Annotated in this window: 15 protein-coding genes; 13 read left to right on the forward strand and 2 right to left on the reverse strand. The window is 55.4% G+C overall.

The features are described from left to right. Positions 1-18 precede the first annotated feature (18 nt). From KP806_RS03745 to KP806_RS03800, 12 genes are all read left to right on the forward strand, one after another. Complete coding sequence (locus tag KP806_RS03745; protein WP_224722427.1) at positions 19-1,611, forward strand: cobyric acid synthase; 1,593 nt, start codon at positions 19-21, stop codon at positions 1,609-1,611. Next, on the forward strand, positions 1,611-2,321 hold the full coding sequence (locus KP806_RS03750) for an adenosylcobinamide amidohydrolase (protein WP_224722193.1): 711 nt from the start codon (positions 1,611-1,613) through the stop codon (positions 2,319-2,321). Before KP806_RS03745 ends, KP806_RS03750 begins: the two co-directional genes overlap by 1 nt. A 298-nt stretch (positions 2,322-2,619) precedes the next feature. Continuing rightward, positions 2,620-3,570, forward strand: a complete 951-nt coding sequence (gene corA, locus KP806_RS03755; protein WP_224722194.1) for a magnesium/cobalt transporter CorA — start codon at positions 2,620-2,622, stop codon at positions 3,568-3,570. A gap of 20 nt (positions 3,571-3,590) precedes the next feature. Further along, positions 3,591-4,421 (forward strand): phosphodiester glycosidase family protein, encoded by an 831-nt coding sequence (locus KP806_RS03760; RefSeq protein ID WP_224722195.1) that lies wholly within the window; start codon positions 3,591-3,593, stop codon positions 4,419-4,421. A gap of 30 nt (positions 4,422-4,451) precedes the next feature. After that, positions 4,452-6,983: an ATP-dependent helicase HrpB gene (gene hrpB / locus KP806_RS03765; protein WP_224722196.1), complete on the forward strand. Its 2,532-nt coding sequence runs from the start codon at positions 4,452-4,454 to the stop codon at positions 6,981-6,983. 63 nt (positions 6,984-7,046) lie between these two features. After that, positions 7,047-7,337, forward strand: coding sequence for a DUF1294 domain-containing protein (locus tag KP806_RS03770; RefSeq protein ID WP_224722197.1), 291 nt, complete (start codon positions 7,047-7,049; stop codon positions 7,335-7,337). Between the two features lie 78 nt (positions 7,338-7,415). Beyond that, positions 7,416-9,491 (forward strand): HelD family protein, encoded by a 2,076-nt coding sequence (locus KP806_RS03775; protein ID WP_224722198.1) that lies wholly within the window; start codon positions 7,416-7,418, stop codon positions 9,489-9,491. Between the two features lie 121 nt (positions 9,492-9,612). Beyond that, complete coding sequence (locus KP806_RS03780; RefSeq protein WP_224722428.1) at positions 9,613-10,416, forward strand: EcsC family protein; 804 nt, start codon at positions 9,613-9,615, stop codon at positions 10,414-10,416. 50 nt (positions 10,417-10,466) lie between these two features. Next, complete coding sequence (locus tag KP806_RS03785) at positions 10,467-11,621, forward strand: DUF3900 domain-containing protein (protein ID WP_224722199.1); 1,155 nt, start codon at positions 10,467-10,469, stop codon at positions 11,619-11,621. A 53-nt stretch (positions 11,622-11,674) separates the two neighbouring features. Continuing rightward, positions 11,675-12,034: a Lin0512 family protein gene (locus KP806_RS03790; protein WP_224722200.1), complete on the forward strand. Its 360-nt coding sequence runs from the start codon at positions 11,675-11,677 to the stop codon at positions 12,032-12,034. Positions 12,035-12,062: 28 nt separating this feature from the next. Next, positions 12,063-13,376 carry a hemolysin family protein gene (locus KP806_RS03795; protein ID WP_224722201.1) on the forward strand — a complete coding sequence of 438 codons (1,314 nt, stop codon included), beginning with the start codon at positions 12,063-12,065 and terminating at the stop codon, positions 13,374-13,376. 56 nt (positions 13,377-13,432) lie between these two features. Then, positions 13,433-14,221: an undecaprenyl-diphosphate phosphatase gene (locus KP806_RS03800; protein WP_224722202.1), complete on the forward strand. Its 789-nt coding sequence runs from the start codon at positions 13,433-13,435 to the stop codon at positions 14,219-14,221. Between the two features lie 44 nt (positions 14,222-14,265). Here KP806_RS03800 and KP806_RS03805 read toward each other — a convergent pair whose 3' ends face one another. Together KP806_RS03805 and KP806_RS03810 are read right to left on the reverse strand one after the other, a co-directional pair. Then, entirely contained in the window at positions 14,266-14,559 is a 294-nt protein-coding gene (locus KP806_RS03805) for a DUF3817 domain-containing protein (protein WP_224722203.1), read from the reverse strand. Positions 14,560-14,586: 27 nt separating this feature from the next. Beyond that, positions 14,587-15,207, reverse strand: a complete 621-nt coding sequence (locus KP806_RS03810) for a TetR/AcrR family transcriptional regulator (protein WP_224722204.1) — start codon at positions 15,205-15,207, stop codon at positions 14,587-14,589. 126 nt (positions 15,208-15,333) lie between these two features. On the opposite strand from KP806_RS03810, the gene KP806_RS03815 reads away from it, so the two are divergent. Then, positions 15,334-17,565 carry an MMPL family transporter gene (locus KP806_RS03815; RefSeq protein ID WP_224722205.1) on the forward strand — a complete coding sequence of 744 codons (2,232 nt, stop codon included), beginning with the start codon at positions 15,334-15,336 and terminating at the stop codon, positions 17,563-17,565. Positions 17,566-17,584: the final 19 nt, after the last annotated feature.

Consider the following 17,584-nt stretch of genomic DNA (forward strand, 5'->3'; position numbering starts at 1 on the left):
GGGATGGAAGCTTTGAACATGCAATCGGGCCCTGAGCAGCAGGGACGGACGATCATGCTGCAGGGAACGGCCTCCGACGTCGGCAAAAGCCTGATGACCGCGGCATTATGCCGGATTTTCACGCAGGACGGTTATTCCGTCGCGCCGTTCAAATCGCAAAATATGTCGCTCAATTCCTACGTGACGTGGGACGGCAAGGAAATCGGGCGCGCACAGGGAATGCAGGCAGATGCGTGCGGCATTCTCGCCACAACGGACATGAATCCGATTCTGCTTAAGCCGTCCGGAGAGATGCGGTCCCAGGTCGTCGTTCACGGAAAGCCGCTCCGCGATTTGAACGCGCGAGAGTACAGGGAGAGCTACCTGCCTCTTGCCGAAGGCATCGTGAGGGAGGCGCTCGGCAGACTGCGGGGGAGCTGCGAGATCGTCGTGCTGGAAGGGGCCGGCAGCCCGGCCGAAATTAATTTGAAGGACCGGGATATCGTCAATATGCGGATGGCGGCTTGGGCGGAAGCGCCGGTTATTTTGGTAGCCGATATTGACCGCGGAGGCGTATTCGCATCGATCGTCGGGACGCTGGAGCTGCTCGAGCAGGAGGAAAGGGACCGCGTATGCGGCTTTGTCATCAACAAGTTCCGCGGCGACGTCTCATTGCTTCAGCCGGGCCTGGATTGGCTCGAGCGGAAAACCGGCAAGCCGGTTCTCGGCGTTATCCCTTATTTGCCGGATTTGGGGCTGGAGGACGAGGATTCTTTATCCCTCGGCAAGCAGCTGGAGTCCGCGCCGGCAAAGCCGGATTCGGCAAGCGGCGATGTGCTAGATATTGCGGTCGTCCGGCTTCCGCGAATATCGAACTTTACCGATCTCGATCCGCTTCGCTTCGAGCAGGACGTCAGACTGCGCTTCGTCGAGGGTCCCGGACAGTGGGGCAGCCCGGACGCCGTTATTTTGCCGGGCAGCAAAAACACGGCGGAGGATCTCATCTGGATGAAGGACAACGGACTGGCGGACCGGATGCAGGCTCATCTCGGCGCGAGAGGCTGGACGGCGGGCATTTGCGGCGGCTACGAAATGCTGGGCGCCCGGCTGCTCGATCCGCTCCATGTGGAGTCCGAGTCGGAGGTAATCGAAGGTTTCGGTGTATTTCCGTTCGAGGTTACCTTCGCGGAGGAAAAAAGGACCGAGCGTATCGAAGGCTTCGCTCAGCTGACCGGGGATAAAGCAAGCCTGCCAATTACCGGCTACGAGATCCATATGGGCGTCGTACATGACACGGACGGCGACGTTTCCGTCCACCGTCCGTTCCGGATCCGGAACGAGCGTGAGGGCGATGCCGCAGATGCCGTACGCGAATATATCCCGGAGGGCGCGGCTGCGCCAGACGGGCGAATATGGGGGACGTTCGTGCACGGCATCCTGCATAACGACGATTTTCGGCGGGACTGGCTGAATGACATCCGCGAATCCAAAGGACTTCGCCGCCTGCCGGCAGCGCTCAGGTTCCAGGAGCGGCGGGAGCAGGCGTTCGACCGGCTGGCCGGGCATGTAAGAGCCCATTTGAATTTGTCCCGGATTTATGAGCTGCTCGGGCTACGGGAGGAGGGCACCTGATGAGCCAGCCTTTTCGGAACGGCGAGAGTTATGACTCTCCGCTATGGCCGGGGCTGAAGCTCCGGCTGCTTGAGGACCGCATTGAAACAAGCCTGCCCGGGCCGGTCCAAATGCTGAGCAGCGCCGTCCACCCGGGCGGCTTCTCGCAAGCGGACCGGATCGTCAACTGGAAAGTGCCGCTAACGTACCGGTGCGGCGATCCGGTGAGCGATATCGTCCGAATGTGCGGGACGTGGCGCTGCGATCCGGCGCAAACGGTAGGCCTGATTACGGCAGCCAAGCTTACCCACGCCTCGGTTGTCGAAGCCGAGGGCGATCAGTTCAAGCTGCTATGCTGCGTGACGGTCGGAACCCGAAACGCGGCCAGGGCCGGACTGCCGAGACCGACGTTTCCGGCTTATGCGCCGGGCACGATCAATACGATCGTGCTCCTGGACGCCCGGATGACCGAGTCCGCGATGGTAGGTGCGGTCATAACGGCGACGGAGGCCAAAACGGCTGCTTTGCAGCAGCTGGGCATCGCCGAGCAGGCGAACGGCCAACCGGCGACGGGTACGACGACGGACGCCGTCGTGATCGGAGCGAACGGGTACGCTTCATGGAACGCGGTCCATGCTTATTCGGGAGTCGCAACCTCGATCGGCTGCGCGATCGGAGAAGCGGTTTATGCGGCTGTGCTGGAAGCGGCGCGCACGCAGCATGAGGACTAGCCGATCGGAATGACGGATAGGAATACTTATAGCAAAATGACGAAATCCGCCCGCAATGGGCGTTTTTCTTCAAATGATAAGAATTTATAAGTTTCATAGCCTTTCATTGACTTATCATTTATCACGAAACGAGCTGCCCCTCCCAAAGTACGGCGCCAGCCGTTTACGCTTGAAATACACGAAAGGCAAGTTTGAGCTTATAATGGACTTATATGTTTACGGCAAATGAGCGTGCGCAGCGACAGCCGATTGAGAATTGTGTAAAATGAATGAGTCGCATGAACGGGGAGGGACCGCTTTGATTACGATAACCGGCTGCACGAAGGATGGGCGGTGGTTAACGAATTTGGAACTCGGACAGGTCGATTCGGATGACCTTGCGTGGTATTGGGCCGATTTCCATAATCCGAAGGAAGACGAATGCAGGCTGCTGGACTCTTTTTTTCGCTTTCATCCGCTGGCCATCGAGGATTGCTACCATCTGCTTCAGCGCCCGAAGCTGGACCATTATGACGATGTCCATTTTCTGGTGCTGCATGAAATCGAACAAAAGACGCTCAGCGTAAACGAAGTGAATATGTTTATCGGCCCCCGTTTTCTCGTCACGTTCCATTACGAGCCGTCGAAGGAAATCGAGCAGGCGCGGGCCAAGCTGCTGGCCGGGGGCGAATTCGGGGAGCACGGCCACTTGTATGCGGCTTATCTGGTGATAGACAAGCTGGTCGACCAGTATTTTCCGGCGATGCATGCGCTGGAGGATCAGCTGCTGGACATGGAGGTCGGCAACGGCGAAGGATCGAGCCAGACGGTCATGAGCGACATTTTTAATGTCCGGGCGAGACTGCTGCGACTGCGTAAAACGATCGTGCCGATGCGCGATCTGCTCTACCGGCTGACCAACTCCGACCGGATCACCGGCCTTAAGCCTTATCTTGCTTTTTATCACGATATTTACGATCATCTGCTGAAGCTCTCCGAAATGATTGAAGCGGGGAGGGAGCTGACGGCCGATTTGCGTGACAGTTACATATCCTTTAATTCGAACCGGATGAATGCGATTATGAAGACGCTGACGGTCATTACGACGATCTTCATGCCGCTGACCTTTCTGGCCGGCATCTACGGGATGAATTTTACGAATATGCCGGAGCTGGAGTGGGAATGGGGATATTTTGCCGTCATATTGGTCATGCTCGTTGTCGGGATCAGCATGTATGCGTGGTTCCGCACCAAAGGCTGGTTCAAATGATCGGGAACAAGGAGAAAGAAATGGTAACTAGTAAAACAGATTCCGCCAAGGCGGGGAAAAAGCGGGCACTGCTCGCAGGGGGCATTTTTTTGGGCATTTTGCTTGTATTAGGGGTGTTGTTTTATTTGATGGTGCTTGCGCTGGCCAACCGGACGCCGGACGACCGCGGGCTTCTGGAGCAAACGCTGAATTATAAGTATTCGTCGGAGACGGCCTCTAACGGGATGAAGCTGCATGCGCTTCTGACAAAGCCATCTCATGTGACGCTTGAGACGATTAACGATAACGTAACTTTGACGGGGAAAACGGGCGTTAACGGAGGATTTTTTTACGGCAGTCAGCTGCTGAGCATCGGCGTTGTGAACGGAATGCCCATTAACCGGGAAGCGGGTGAATACGGCTCGGGCGGCGAAAACGTCAAATATGCCCGGGGTACGCTCGTTTGGGACGGGGCATCGGATTCGCTTAGCGTTCAGGTTGTAAGACATGCTGCCGAGCTGAAGGTAAAGGATCATACGCGTTTTTGGGCGCAGGGCGGAATCAGCATGAGTCTAAAGGATGACCGGGAGTGGGAGCGGAAGGCGGCGGAGGAAATGGCGCCGTTTCCCGATGACAAACGCCTCCGTTCGGCAGCCGTCTATGACGACATGGGAGGTTTATACCTGGTGGTCAGTGAAACGAAGGGCACGCTTGCGGAGTTTCGGGAAGCGCTCATCGAGAAGATCGGTGCGGGCACGCTAGTGGACGGCATCTTTCTCGACGGCGACGGCTCCTCCCAGCTGCTTAGCAAGGAAGCCGCATTGCCAGGCGACAGCCGGCCGGTCGTCCAAATGCTGCGTATCGTCAAATAAGCTTCAAAAACAGATAGAGGAGTCATATGCATGAATCAAGTAAATTTGCCGGTTGACGCCGTGCTGCCGCAGCTGCTGGATGCTTTGCGCAGCGGAACTAACGCCGTGCTTGTGGCCGAGCCTGGCGCCGGGAAGACGACGCGGGTACCGCTTGCGCTGCTTGAGGAGCCGTGGCTGTCCGGCAAGAAGATCGTCATGCTGGAGCCTCGCAGGCTTGCGGCCCGTTCCGCGGCGCAATATATGGCGAAGATGCTGAACGAGCAAGCCGGCGAAACCGTCGGCTACCGGGTGAGGCTCGATACGAAGGTAAGCCGCCGTACGCGCATCGAAGTGGTGACCGAAGGCGTGCTTACCCGTATGCTCCAAAAGGATCAGGCGCTGGAGGACGTAGGAATCGTCGTGTTCGATGAATTTCACGAGCGCCATTTGCACGGCGATCTTGGTCTTGCCTTATGCCTGCAGTCGCAAGCTCTGCTAAGGGAGGATTTGCGGCTCGTGGTCATGTCCGCAACGTTGGATTCGGAACCGCTGTCTATGCTGCTCGGAAATGCGCCGGTTATCAGGAGCGAGGGGCGGGTATTTCCCGTCGCCACGCATTACGCGCCTGCCCGGCTCAGCGGGCCGATCGAGCAGCAAATGGGGCGATCGATTATGGAAGCGCTGCGCAGGCATGAGGGCGACATCCTCGCTTTCTTGCCCGGTCTGCCGGAAATACGCCGTACGGCGAGATGGCTTGCCGAAGCGGGACTCTCATCGGCGGTGCGGGTGGAGGAGCTGCACGGCAGCCTGCCGCTGGAAAAGCAGGCCTCGGCCGTTGCGCGCCCGCCTCAAGGAGTGAGGAAGGTCGTGCTGGCGACCTCAATCGCCGAATCCAGCTTGACCGTCGAAGGAGTGACTGTCGTCATCGACAGCGGATTAATGCGCGTACCCCGCTTTTCGCCCCGCACGGGAATGTCGCGCCTCGATACCGTTCCCGTCTCCAAAGCCGGCGCGGATCAGAGAAGAGGCAGGGCCGGCCGGCTATCGCCGGGCGACTGCTATAGGCTGTGGCCTGAGCAAGATCAGCCTTATTTGCCAGACCAGAGCGTGCCCGAAATCGCGGAGGCGGATCTGGCTTCGCTGGCGCTCGAGCTTGCGGTATGGGGCATCCGCGATCCGCTTGAGCTCGATTGGCTTACTCCGCCGCCTGCGGCAGCATATGAGCAGGCACTGTCAGTCCTGCAGCAGCTGAGGCTTATTGCCGGAGACGGCAAGCCATCGGCCGATGGTCTGCGCGTCTCGCAATTCGGGCTGCATCCCCGCTTGGGGGCGATGATTTTGAAGGGAACGGAGCTCGGCATGGCGCGTACGGCTTGCGAGCTGGCCACCCTCTTAAGCGAGCGGGAGCTGATGCCGCAGGAGCGGAATGCCGATGTCCAGCTTAGGCTTGATTTTCTCAAAACCGTTGCCGGATCCGCAGAAAGCGATGACGAAGCCGTCCGAGGCGGCGGAGTACACCCTGCTGCGGGGGCCGCATACCGCATGAAGGCCCAAGCCAGACAGTGGGAGCGGCTAGCGCTGGATCAGCAGAAGGCCGGCGGCAGGGGAAGCGCCGCTTCGGTATCTCCCGGCGTACTGCTCGCTTTCGCTTACCCCGACCGGATTGCACAGCGCAGGGGAGACGGGCGCTATTTGCTGTCAAACGGCAGAGGTGCGATACTGCCCGAACTTCAGCCGATCTCGAAGGCTCCCTATTTGGTCGTCGGCGAAATTGACGACGCGGACACGGAAAGCCGCATCCGGCTGGCGGCCGAATTGACTTTGGATGACATCGAGCGCCATTTGGCGGAGTTTATTTCTTATGAAGACGCTTTGGAATGGGATGAAGGGGCGTCGGCCCTTCGGGCGAGAGCCCGCATCAGGCTTGGCGCATTGATCCTTAAGGAAAAACCGCTGCAGCGGGTGGACGAGGAGCAGGCGGCGGAGCTGCTGCTGGCCGTGATCCGCAAAGCCGGCATCGGGATGCTGCCGATGAACAAGCAGGCGTCCCAGCTGAAAGCCCGTATGTATCTGATGTCCCAAAGCGGGGGAGATTGGCCGGATGCATCGGATGAAGGGCTTCTGGAAGCGATAGACAGCTGGCTGAAGCCCCATATTTACGGAATTCGCAGCAAATCCGAGCTGCAGAAGCTGCCGATGCAGAAGCTGCTGGAAGACATGCTGACCTGGAAGCAAAGGCAAGAGCTTGACGAGCAGGTGCCTACCCATATCAAAGTACCGAGCGGATCCCGGATTCCGGTCGATTACAGCGACCCGGAATCTCCCGTGCTGGCGGTCAGGCTCCAGGAGCTGTTCGGCATGAAGGATACACCGCGGCTGGCGGGAGGAAGGCTGCCGGTTACGCTGCATCTGCTTTCCCCTTCACAGCGCCCCGTACAGGTAACGAGAGATTTAAAGAGCTTTTGGGAGCAGGCCTATTTCGAGGTGAAAAAGGATCTGAAAGGACGATATCCGAAGCATTACTGGCCGGACGATCCTTACACGGCAGCCGCGACGAACAGGGCGAAACCGAGGGGGACATAAAAGCTTTTATCGCTTCAGGCAAGCCAGCTTCATATTCATGGAATAGAGAGGACGGACATCCGCATGGCTTACTCCATTTTGCTTATCTATTTAATCGTGCTGAACGTCATCTCCTTCTCGCTAATGGGAGCGGACAAACGGAGGGCGGTGCAAAAGCGGCGCCGCGTTCCCGAGCAGCGGCTTTTTTTGCTTAGCGCGATCGGAGGGGCGGCCGGAACGATGCTCGGCATGAAGACATGGCGACATAAGACGAAGCACCGGACGTTTACGGTCGGCATTCCCTTTCTGCTTAGCTTTAATTTGATTTTGATATTACTCGCATTATGGTTTATTGGCATCAGTGCCAATTATTGATTGCTAGCCGGCCTTGTCTTATGGTATAGTGGTGTTTCGCTTTTTTTTCTACCATTCACCACTTAGGAGGTAACTGACTTGACCGTTCAAAGTGCCTATCAAGAGGAGCAGCAAAGGCTTGAAGAAGCGCTGCGCGACATTCACGCTCAGCTGCAGGCGATCGGCCCGCGCTACAAGGGTGACGATTTCACGGAACAAATGCTCGATCTGCAGCAAGAGGAACGCAGATTGAGGCTCGAAATTTCGAAGAAGGAGCCCTACTTCGGCCGGATCGACTTCCAGGAGCTTCCTGCCGGCGACCAGAAGCCGATGTATATCGGGAAAGCCGGCGTCGCCAAGCAAGGCAGCAACGAGCTGCTGGTTATCGATTGGCGGGCTCCGGTCGCCAGCCTGTTCTATTCCTTCACCGGCGGCGATGCGCCCGCGGCGTACGAATCGCCCGATGGCGAAGTTACCGGACATGTTCATCTAAAAAGAAACTTCATGATTCGTCAGGGAGAGATCGTCCGTCTGGTCGACAGTTACATAAGGGGCCAGGAGGAAGGCTCGGTCACTGACGAATTTCTATTATACCGACTGGGAGAAAACAAGGATAACAAGCTGCGGGATATCGTTTCGACGATTCAGGGGGAGCAGGACCGCATCATCCGGGCGGAACGCAATCGCGCACTATTTATTCAGGGGGTAGCCGGATCGGGAAAAACGACCGTCGCCCTGCACCGTCTGGCCTATCTTCTCTACCAATACGCCGACCGGATGCGCGCGGAACGGATGATTATTTTTGCGCCGAGCCGCATGTTCCTCGATTATATTTCCGGTGTGCTTCCCGAGCTTGGCGTCGGCGACATTCAGCAGACGACGTTCAGCGATTGGACGCTCGAGCTGCTGGAAAACGCCGTCCGGCTCGATGATCCGTCTCGGACGATGACATACTGGTTCGAGGAGCGCCGGACAGCCGAAGAAATCGGACACTCGTCTGGAAGATTTAAAGGGAGCTTAGCCTTTAAGGCGATTGTCGATGAGCGGATAGCCGAATTCAAGAAGCGGATCGTGCCTGCCGTCTCTTTTGTCCCGATCGACGGGCTGGAGCTTAACCCGGAGCAAATGCAGGAATGGTACGATACGGATTACGGGGAAGAGCCGTTGATGAAGAAGCGCGACCGGCTGGTCAGCCGGATCCGCCGCTGGTTCGAATCCGAGCTGAAACTCAGGCGCGTGACGGACAAGAAGGTGCGGGCCAAGGCGCTTGCCAAGCTCGCCAGCTTTACGAAGAAGATTCCGGCATACGGCAGTCCGGAACTTTATGCCTCTCTGTTTCAAGGAAAACAGGCGGCGAAGGGCGTGCCGAAGCCCGTTGCGGCCACCACGGCCGAACGGCTGGGCAGCGGCATCGCCGCCGTCGAGGATTTAGCTCCTCTTGCTTACATTCATCTCGAGCTGTTCGGTCTTCCGGCTCAGGCCTTCGACCATATCGTCATCGACGAGGCGCAGGATTATTCGCCGTTTCAGCTGGAGGTGCTGCGCCGCTGCCAGCGGACGGTGTCGATGACCGTGCTTGGCGATTTGCAGCAAGGCATTCACGCCTATGCAGGCATACAGAGCTGGGAGGAGCTTATGGGGCTGTTCGATGAAAAGCAAACCGGTTTTTACGAGCTGAACCGCAGCTACCGTTCCACCATGGAGATTATCGAGTTCGCGAACAAAATATTAGGCGGCATGACCGGCGGCGTTAAGCCTGCCGTCCCCGTCTTCCGGAGCGGGGATCCCGTCGCACTGGTGCAGACAGAGGATGAAGCCTGGCTGGAAGCGATCGAAGCTTCCGTTGCCGAATGGCAGTCGACGGGGCAATACGAGACGATTTCGGTTATCGGCCGCACCGCGCTTGAATGCGAACGGATTTTTCAACATTTAACCGGGAAGGGCTTTTCAGCTTCTCTCGTGCAGAGCAAGCAGCCCGCATACGGCGGCGGCTTGTCGGTCGTACCTGTATACTTGTCCAAGGGGCTGGAGTTCGACGCGGTGCTCATTGCGGATGCAGGCGGGGAAGCCTACGGGGAGCTGGACTCAAAACTGCTATATGTAGGCTGCACGCGCGCGCTGCATAAGCTGAAGCTTCTTTATAAAGGCAGGCTGACTTCGTTGTTGAACGATTGAACGATAAAAAATTGATGATCGCCGAATCCGATTTACGGGTTCGGCGTATTACTTTTTCATAAAAAGGAGTGTGAAGCCATTGAGACAACCTGCGGAAACGAAAGAGCAGCTGCAAACGGCCATGCTGGAAATCGAAGCTTGGGAACGAGAGCAGAAGGATTTGTGGTTTTGGGAAAAGCTGGGGAGACTCCCGTTTATGCTGCTTGATAAGCTGACGCCCAAATTTATTCAGGAAAAGCTCGGACAGGCTGTCGATGAAATCGGCGGCTATATCCAAACCGGCGGAAAATACTTGATTTCGGAAAAGTCGGTTATCGCTCTCATGCAGCGGAACGCGGAAGCGGCCGGCGCAGCCGTCCCGCAGGAAGACGAAGAGCTGACGATCGGGGAAGCGGCTGCGCTGCCGCTTTCGGTCATGAATGCATCGGCTGCGCAGCTTTCATCAAGCCGGTCCGCCATGGCGACGCTGCAGGGAGCGACGACCGGCATCGGCGGTTTTTTCACGCTTGCGGTCGATATCCCGGCCGTGCTCGGATTGTCTCTCAAAATCATTCAGGAAATCGCGATTTGTTACGGCTTTGATCCGAAGCTTAAGGAAGAGAGGATTTTTGCCGTAAAAGTCATGCAGTTCGCTTCCTCCGATATCGTCGGCAAAAAAGCGATTTTGGAGGAGCTGAGCGCATACGGCAGCGGCGCCAAAAGCAGCCAGATGCTGTCGCAGCTTCAGGGCTGGCGCGAGGTCGTCATGATCTACCGGGATAACTTCGGATGGAAAAAGCTGTTCCAGATGATTCCCGTAGCCGGCATGCTTTTCGGAGCCTTTATTAACAGAGGAATGCTGAATGACGTAGCGGAAGCGGCAACGATGCTTTACCGGAAAAGAAGAGTGCTGATCAGGCTTGCGGAGGGCGAAATGGCGACATGAAATATGCTATGCTAGGAGAGGACAATCGTTAGCTTGGAGGAATCATACCCGTGGACTTTCATATGCAGTATTTGTCATTTTTCGTTATTCAAACCGATGGAGAGGAGAGCGCCGCTTCGAGCGGCAAAAGGTTCAAGCATTACCAGACTCTTGATTCGGATACATACGAGGACAGCGAGATTCAGCGCTTTCTGGACGACGAGTTTAAGCGGATTGTAAAACGGAAGGTTGAGCGCAATCCGAATACGGCCGGAGCGCCGACGAAAATCGGACGTTTCATGGTCGAACCGGGCTATGAGCTTGGGAGCAACCAAAACTATAATCTGTTTCAGCGGCTGCGCGAGGCGGATTCGAAGGAACGGTTCATCGGCATCGCCGATGAGCTCGTCCGGATTTACATGGACACAAGCTCGGTCAGGGGAGGGGCATTCATTATTGCGTTATCGAAGCTGAATACCTATTTCGACGAGCCGTTTCTCTTTTTGCTGAAATGCGACTTCGAGCCGAAAATCGCCCGCATTTCCGATGAGCGAAATTTGATCTCACAGGTAGAGATGGCCATCAGCGCCCGCAGCATCAAATCGATTCAATATCCGCATATGCCGGAGGAGGGCATGCTGGAGCATTGGGAGCTGAAAATCCACCAAGCGTCGCACGCGAGATACTTCGAGGATTTTCTGAAATATGTTTCCTATGAAAAGCCGCTGCCTGAGGTGATGGGGGAGCAGGTCGTGGAAATGGTACAGCAGTACATCGCCGACAAGTGGCAGGAGGACGAAAGCTCGGAACGGCGCGAGGAAGAGAATGCGCTGGAGGTTTGGGCGGCCAGCGACAAACGGGATTTGCAGGAATGGTGGCCGCAGGAGCAGGTCGAGGTCGCCGCTGCCGCGCTTGTGGAGCAAAAGCCGGACCTGCCGTTTACGTTCAAGCTGGACGGCGTGACGATCAAAGCGCTGCTGGCCGACTTCGGTCCGTCCATTCACATTGCCAGGCATAACGGGCGTTACGTCGTTGTGATCGAAGGAGACGCCTTCCAGTTCGAGAAGGGAATGTCACCGGTCGAGCTGCTGCAGCCGCAGGAGCTGAGCGATATTTTGCCGATCATCGGCAGCAGGAAGCCGTTAGAGACGGAATACGGACATACGGAACAGTCCTTTGATAATCCGGTGGAGCCGACTGGCGGAGACGATGAGGTGCCATGGTAACCGATCAGAGGACTCCGCGTATGAACATCCCAAAATAAGGAGAGACTGCTTAAGTGGAAAACTTATTTTTTATCGAAATTGGCATGGGGTGCGATCTGCACGGCCAAAACATTACGAAAGCCTCCGTACGCGCGGTCCAAAACGCGATTCATCATAATTCCATGCCGGGCCTGCGCTCCGTACTGCCGGGAGGCAGCCTTGACCGGATGAAGGTCCGCGTCAAGCTGGCCTTGCCTTGCGACAAGGAGCTGCTGGACATCGAGCAGGTGAAAGCGGTGCTGCCATACGGACAAGTGACGGTAGAGCTCACTGACGGCGGCATGCTGACGACGAGCGGCGTTGTCCTGCCGGACAAGGATGATAAAAACGATTTGATTTATGTCGTTATCGCTTCCGTTGAGGTTGGTTATTGATCGAGCCCCATAGCAAGAGGAGACAAGCATGGTTTTAAAGCTTTTTTTATTTGCCGCTTTGCTCGTTTTTACGGCGTTTTTTGTGGCGACGGAATTTGCGATTATCCGGATGCGCGCTAGCAGGGTCAATCAGATGGTGGCGGAAGGCTACAAAAACGCCAAAGCGGTCGAACGCGTCACCACCAATCTGGACGGTTATTTATCCGCCTGCCAGCTAGGCATTACGATTACGGCGCTTGGATTAGGCTGGCTAGGAGAACCGACGATCGAGCAAATTTTGCATCCGCTGTTTGAACGTTTGCATATCGAAGGCGAGCTGAGCTCGCTCCTGTCGTTCGTCATCTCCTTTGTGCTCGTGACTTATTTGCACGTTGTGCTTGGCGAGCTGTTCCCGAAATCGCTTGCGATCATTATGTCGGAGCGGATCAGCCAGCTGACTGCGCCGCTTATCATCGGCTTCTACAAAGTGATGTATCCGTTTATCTGGCTGCTGAACGGTTCGGCCAACAGCCTGATCCGGCTCTTCGGTTTCAAGCCGGCGAGCGAGCACGAGGCGCATTCGGAAGAAGAGATCCGCATCATTTTGTCCGAAAGCTATGAGAGCGGAAAAATCAACATGAGCGAGTACGGCTATGTCAGCCGTATATTCGAATTCGACGAACGGCTGGCCCGCGAAATTATGGTGCCCCGTACGGATATGATTTGCTTGTTTACGGACTACTCGCTTGACAAGAACATCGAGATTATCAAGAAAGAGCAATATACGCGCTTCCCGGTTGCGAACGGCTCCAAAGACAACATAGCCGGCATCCTGAACACGAAGCAGTTTTTCCTTCGTTACGACAGCGACCGCGAGCTTGATTTGCAGACACTGCTGCAGCCGGCTATGAGCGTTCCCGAGGTGACGCCGATCAAAAAGCTGCTTAAAAAGATGCAGCAGGAAAGTGTCCACATCGCCATTTTGCTGGACGAATACGGCGGAACCGCGGGACTCATCACGATTGAGGACATTATCGAGGAAATTGTGGGCGAAATCCGCGATGAGTTCGATTTGGACGAGGCTAAGGAAATCGAGATGCTGGAGCGGCAGCGTTATTTGGTGGACGGCAAGGCGCTGATCAGCGAGGTAAACGATGCAGTCGGCACGGATTTGGAAAGCGAAGAGGTGGATTCGATCGGCGGCTGGCTGTTCAACGCAAATCCGGAACTGCCGGAAAACGAGCCTTGGAGCTATGAGAATACGACGTTCATTATCCGCGAGCGCGACGATAACCGGATCCGGAAAATCGAAATTTTGACGGATTTGGCCGAAAGTGAAATGAGCGAATACGGACATGCATAAGCTTGTATAGTGCAGCTACTCGCATTGACAATTTAATAGGCGAAGGGGGAGCAGCGATGGGCGATCTGATAAATGCGATTATTATGGGCATTGTGGAAGGGTTGACCGAGTTTTTGCCCGTATCGTCGACAGGACATTTGATCTTGACGGGCGAGCTGCTCAGCTTTACCGGCGACCGGGCCAAAACGTTCGAAGTCGTCATTCAGTTCGGCGCCGTGCTTGCGGTCCTCGTTCTGTACAGAAAGCGGTTTGCCAGCCTGCTCAACTTCAAGCTCGGCAAAGACTCCGGACTGAACGTTCTGCATATCTTCCTTGCGATGCTGCCGGCGGGAGTGGTCGCCGTTCTGCTGCACGGGGTGATCAAGCATTATTTGTTCGGTCCTCAGACGGTGCTTATCGGGCTGGTGGCGGGAGGCGTGCTCATGATTATCGCCGACCGGGTAAAGAGAAGGATCGTTTCAGAGGAGCTGGACGACATCACCTACAAGCAGGCTTTCGCGGTCGGCTGCTTTCAGATGCTCGCTCTATGGCCCGGCTTTTCCCGATCGGGTTCCACCATTTCGGGAGGCATGCTGTTCGGGACGAGCCAAAAAGCGGCTGCGGAATTTACGTTTATCGTGTCGGTGCCGATCATGGCCGGGGCAAGCGGAGTGGATTTGCTGAAAAGCCGGGAGTTTTTGACGGTTGCCGATTTGCCTCTGTTTTTGATCGGCTTATGCGCCGCTTTCATCGTGGCGATGATTGCGGTAGTGACGTTTATTAACTTGATGAAAAAGATTAAGCTTTCCTGGTTCGCGTATTACCGGTTTGCGCTTGCAGCACTTTTTTACTTTATCATTTTTTAAGCGAAAGAGGGGGGAGTCCCCTCTTTTTTGTTACTCAGAAATGCTTATCCCTGGTCGCGAAGCAGCTTCTTGTCCAGTACGAACGGGCCAAATGGCAGAAACGCCGCGAGAGCCGCCAAGGCAACCTTCACGATCGACCAGCGGTTCGATATCCATACATTGAGCAAAGCAAGCATATAGAGGACGAACAGCAGGCCGTGAAGGCTCCCTGCCACCATGACGGCTTGAGGAAGATCTGCCCAATACTTGAGCGGCATCGCGATCAACAGCAGTACGAGAAACGACAGCCCTTCATAAAAGCCGATGAAGCGCAGCCGTCCGATTGCGGTTTTAAACATCCGTTTTACCTCCAATGATAAATAGGATTAATGCTGTCGGGGCTGTAAGCCCGTCCATAATAATTTTACGATTTCTTCGGCTGCTTGTTCCACCGATTTGTGAACATTTATAATCTCTTTCCGGTTTTTGACGGCCAGCACTGCCGTAAAGGCATGAGCCAGAAGCAAGGAGTCGCAGCGGACGATTTCGCCCTCGTCCATCGCCTTCGAAAAAGCCTCGGCCAGAAGCTGATGGATCGCTTGCTCGCTTAAACGGATTTTGGTGATTTGCTCCTCGCTTAAGCCGCTGGACGCTTCTCTCATCATCGTTTCAAATTCCAAGTGCGCATTTTTCATATGACGGACAGCTACCTGCAACAATCGTTCACGCAGTCCGCCCTCGCCGTTCATGATTTCAGCGGTTTGGTCGCAGGCGATTTTCAGCACGAAGAGCAGGCATTCCGTGAACAGAACCCCTTTGTTGTTAAAATAATAATAAACGCTCGCTTTCGTGACGCCGCATGCTTGCGCAACACCCTCCAAGCTAACCTTTTCAAAGCCTTGCTCCATAAAGAGATAAGCGGCTGTTCGCAAAATCTGCTGCATCGTTTGTATCGATCCCGTACCTTTTGGACGGCCCGGTTTGCGTTTCATCGGTTCTTCGGTCAAAGACTTGCCCTCCCATTCAAAAAGTTGTAACGATATAGGTTGAATAATTAACCTTCGGGTATATATAATTAAATCGTTGCACCAATATATTTTAAACGATAACGGAATGGAAGTGAAATGGAGGCCATGAGCATGCTTGAAAAATGTGCCGCAATCGTTGCGGGAAAGCGTTCTCGGTGGGTGACGCTGATCGTGTGGATCGTACTTGCCGGTATACTTAGCGTCATTTTGCCCGCAGTCGGAGATAAGGAAAACAATAATGCGCCTAATCTCGAACCGGACAGCCCGTCCGTGCTTGCCGGGCAAATGTTGAAAGAGAAATTTCCGGAATCTTCGGGAATTCCGGCCCTTATTGTTTGGCACAGGGAAAGCGGATTAACCGAGGAGGATGTCAGCCGGATTCAAAGCCTTGCCAGGCAGCTTGCCGAGGAGCCGTTAGCAGGTCAGCTCGAAAGCGTACCGCTTCACGAAATGCCGGCTCCAGCCGTCATGCAGCTTGCATCGGAAGATAAAACGACTCTCGTTCAACCGGTTTCTTTTGAGGAGAAGGTCGAAACGGAGCAGCTGAAGGAGAACCTGGAGCTTGTCCAAGGGGAGATAAAGAATAACGCCGAGGCCGATCCCTTCGAAACGCCGGTGGATGACAGTAGCGAGCTTAGCGTACGGATAAGCGGGCCAGCCGGCATTTCCGTCGATGCGACGGCCTTGTTCAAGGGAGCGGACGTTACGTTATTGATCGCGACGGTTCTGCTCGTGCTGATTCTGCTGCTTCTCATCTACCGCTCACCGGTCTTAGCGGTTATTCCGCTCATTGGAGTAGGCTTCGCCTACGCGGTAACCAGCCCGCTGCTCGGCTGGATGGCAGAGACGGGCTGGATCACCGTCGATTCGCAGGCAATCGCGATCATGACGGTGCTTCTGTTCGGCGCCGGAACGGATTACTGCTTATTTTTCATCTCTCATTTCCGACAGGAGCTGCTTCGCGAAGAGAATAAAATGCTGGCGTTAAAGCGATCCTTCAAGGATGCGTCAGGCGCCATAGCGATGAGCGGCTTTACCGTCGTGCTTTCATTGTTTGCCTTGCTGGCTGCAAAATACGGCGCCTATGACCGGTTTGCCGTGCCGTTCAGCTTGTCGATTTTGATCATGGGTTTTGCGAGTCTGACACTGGTTCCGGCTTTGCTCGCCATCTTCGGCCGCGCGGCGTTTTTCCCGTTTGTTCCAAGGACTGATGCAATGGAGCAGGCGCGCGCGACGAATCGTGGAAGGACGTTCCGCAAAGCCGACCCGGACAAAAAGCTAGGAGCGAAGGTTGGACGGCTCGTAATTGCGAAGCCCTGGACAATCGTTTTGTCATGCGTATTGGTGCTTGGCGTTCTAGCAGCCTTTTCGACGCAGATCAAGTATACGTATGACTTGTTGTCATCCTTTCCGGAGGATATGCCTTCGCGCGAAGGGTTCGACATAATCGCGGAAGCCTTCACACCCGGCGAGCTGGCGCCTGTCACCGTCATCGTTCAGACGGAAGGCGAAGAGACCTCTATGACTGATCAGCTAGCAGCCGTTCCGCTTGTCGATTATGTGCTTGAGCCGCAGCCGGGGACTGACGATCCGGATTTGCTGGCTTATAAAGTCATTTTAAATACAAATCCATACTCTCAGGAAGCGATGGACAGCATTCCTGCCCTCTACGAGGCTGCCAATGCGGGCTTAGCCGAAGCAGGTGTTGCCGGAGATGCGCAAAAGGTGTGGATCGGCGGCCAAACCGCTTCCCAGTACGATGCCAAAGAGCTGACAGACCGCGACAACTTGGTCATTATTCCGGTCGTGATCGCACTGATCTTGCTCCTGCTGCTCACTTATTTGCGGTCTGTTACGGCCGCGCTGTATCTGGTCGGTACGGTGCTGCTTTCCTATGCGGCGGCACTCGGGCTCGGCTGGATTATCCTCCATTATTTCATGGGAGCGGATGCGATTCAGGGAGCGATCCCTTTGTACGCATTCGTCTTTCTTATCGCACTCGGCGAAGATTATAACATCTTTATGGTCTCAAGCATTTGGCAAAAAAGAAAAACGATGCCGTTAAGTCAAGCGATCAGAGAGGGCGTCAGCGAAACAGGCGGTGTCATTACGTCCGCAGGACTCATTTTGGCGGCAACATTTGCCGTATTGGCAACGCTCCCCATTCAGGTGCTTGTCCAATTTGGCTTGATTACGGCGATCGGAGTGCTGATGGATACGTTTATCGTGCGTCCGTTCCTCGTTCCGGCAATTACATCCCTTCTTGGCCCAAGAGCCTTTTCGCCGGATAAAGCCGGCAGCATCCAGGAGCAGAGGAATCGGCAGCTCGCGGATTAAAAAGAAACGGCCCGTTTGG

The organism is Paenibacillus vietnamensis (assembly GCF_020169515.1).
GTDB classification, from domain to species: Bacteria; Bacillota; Bacilli; order Paenibacillales; family Paenibacillaceae; genus Pristimantibacillus; species Pristimantibacillus vietnamensis.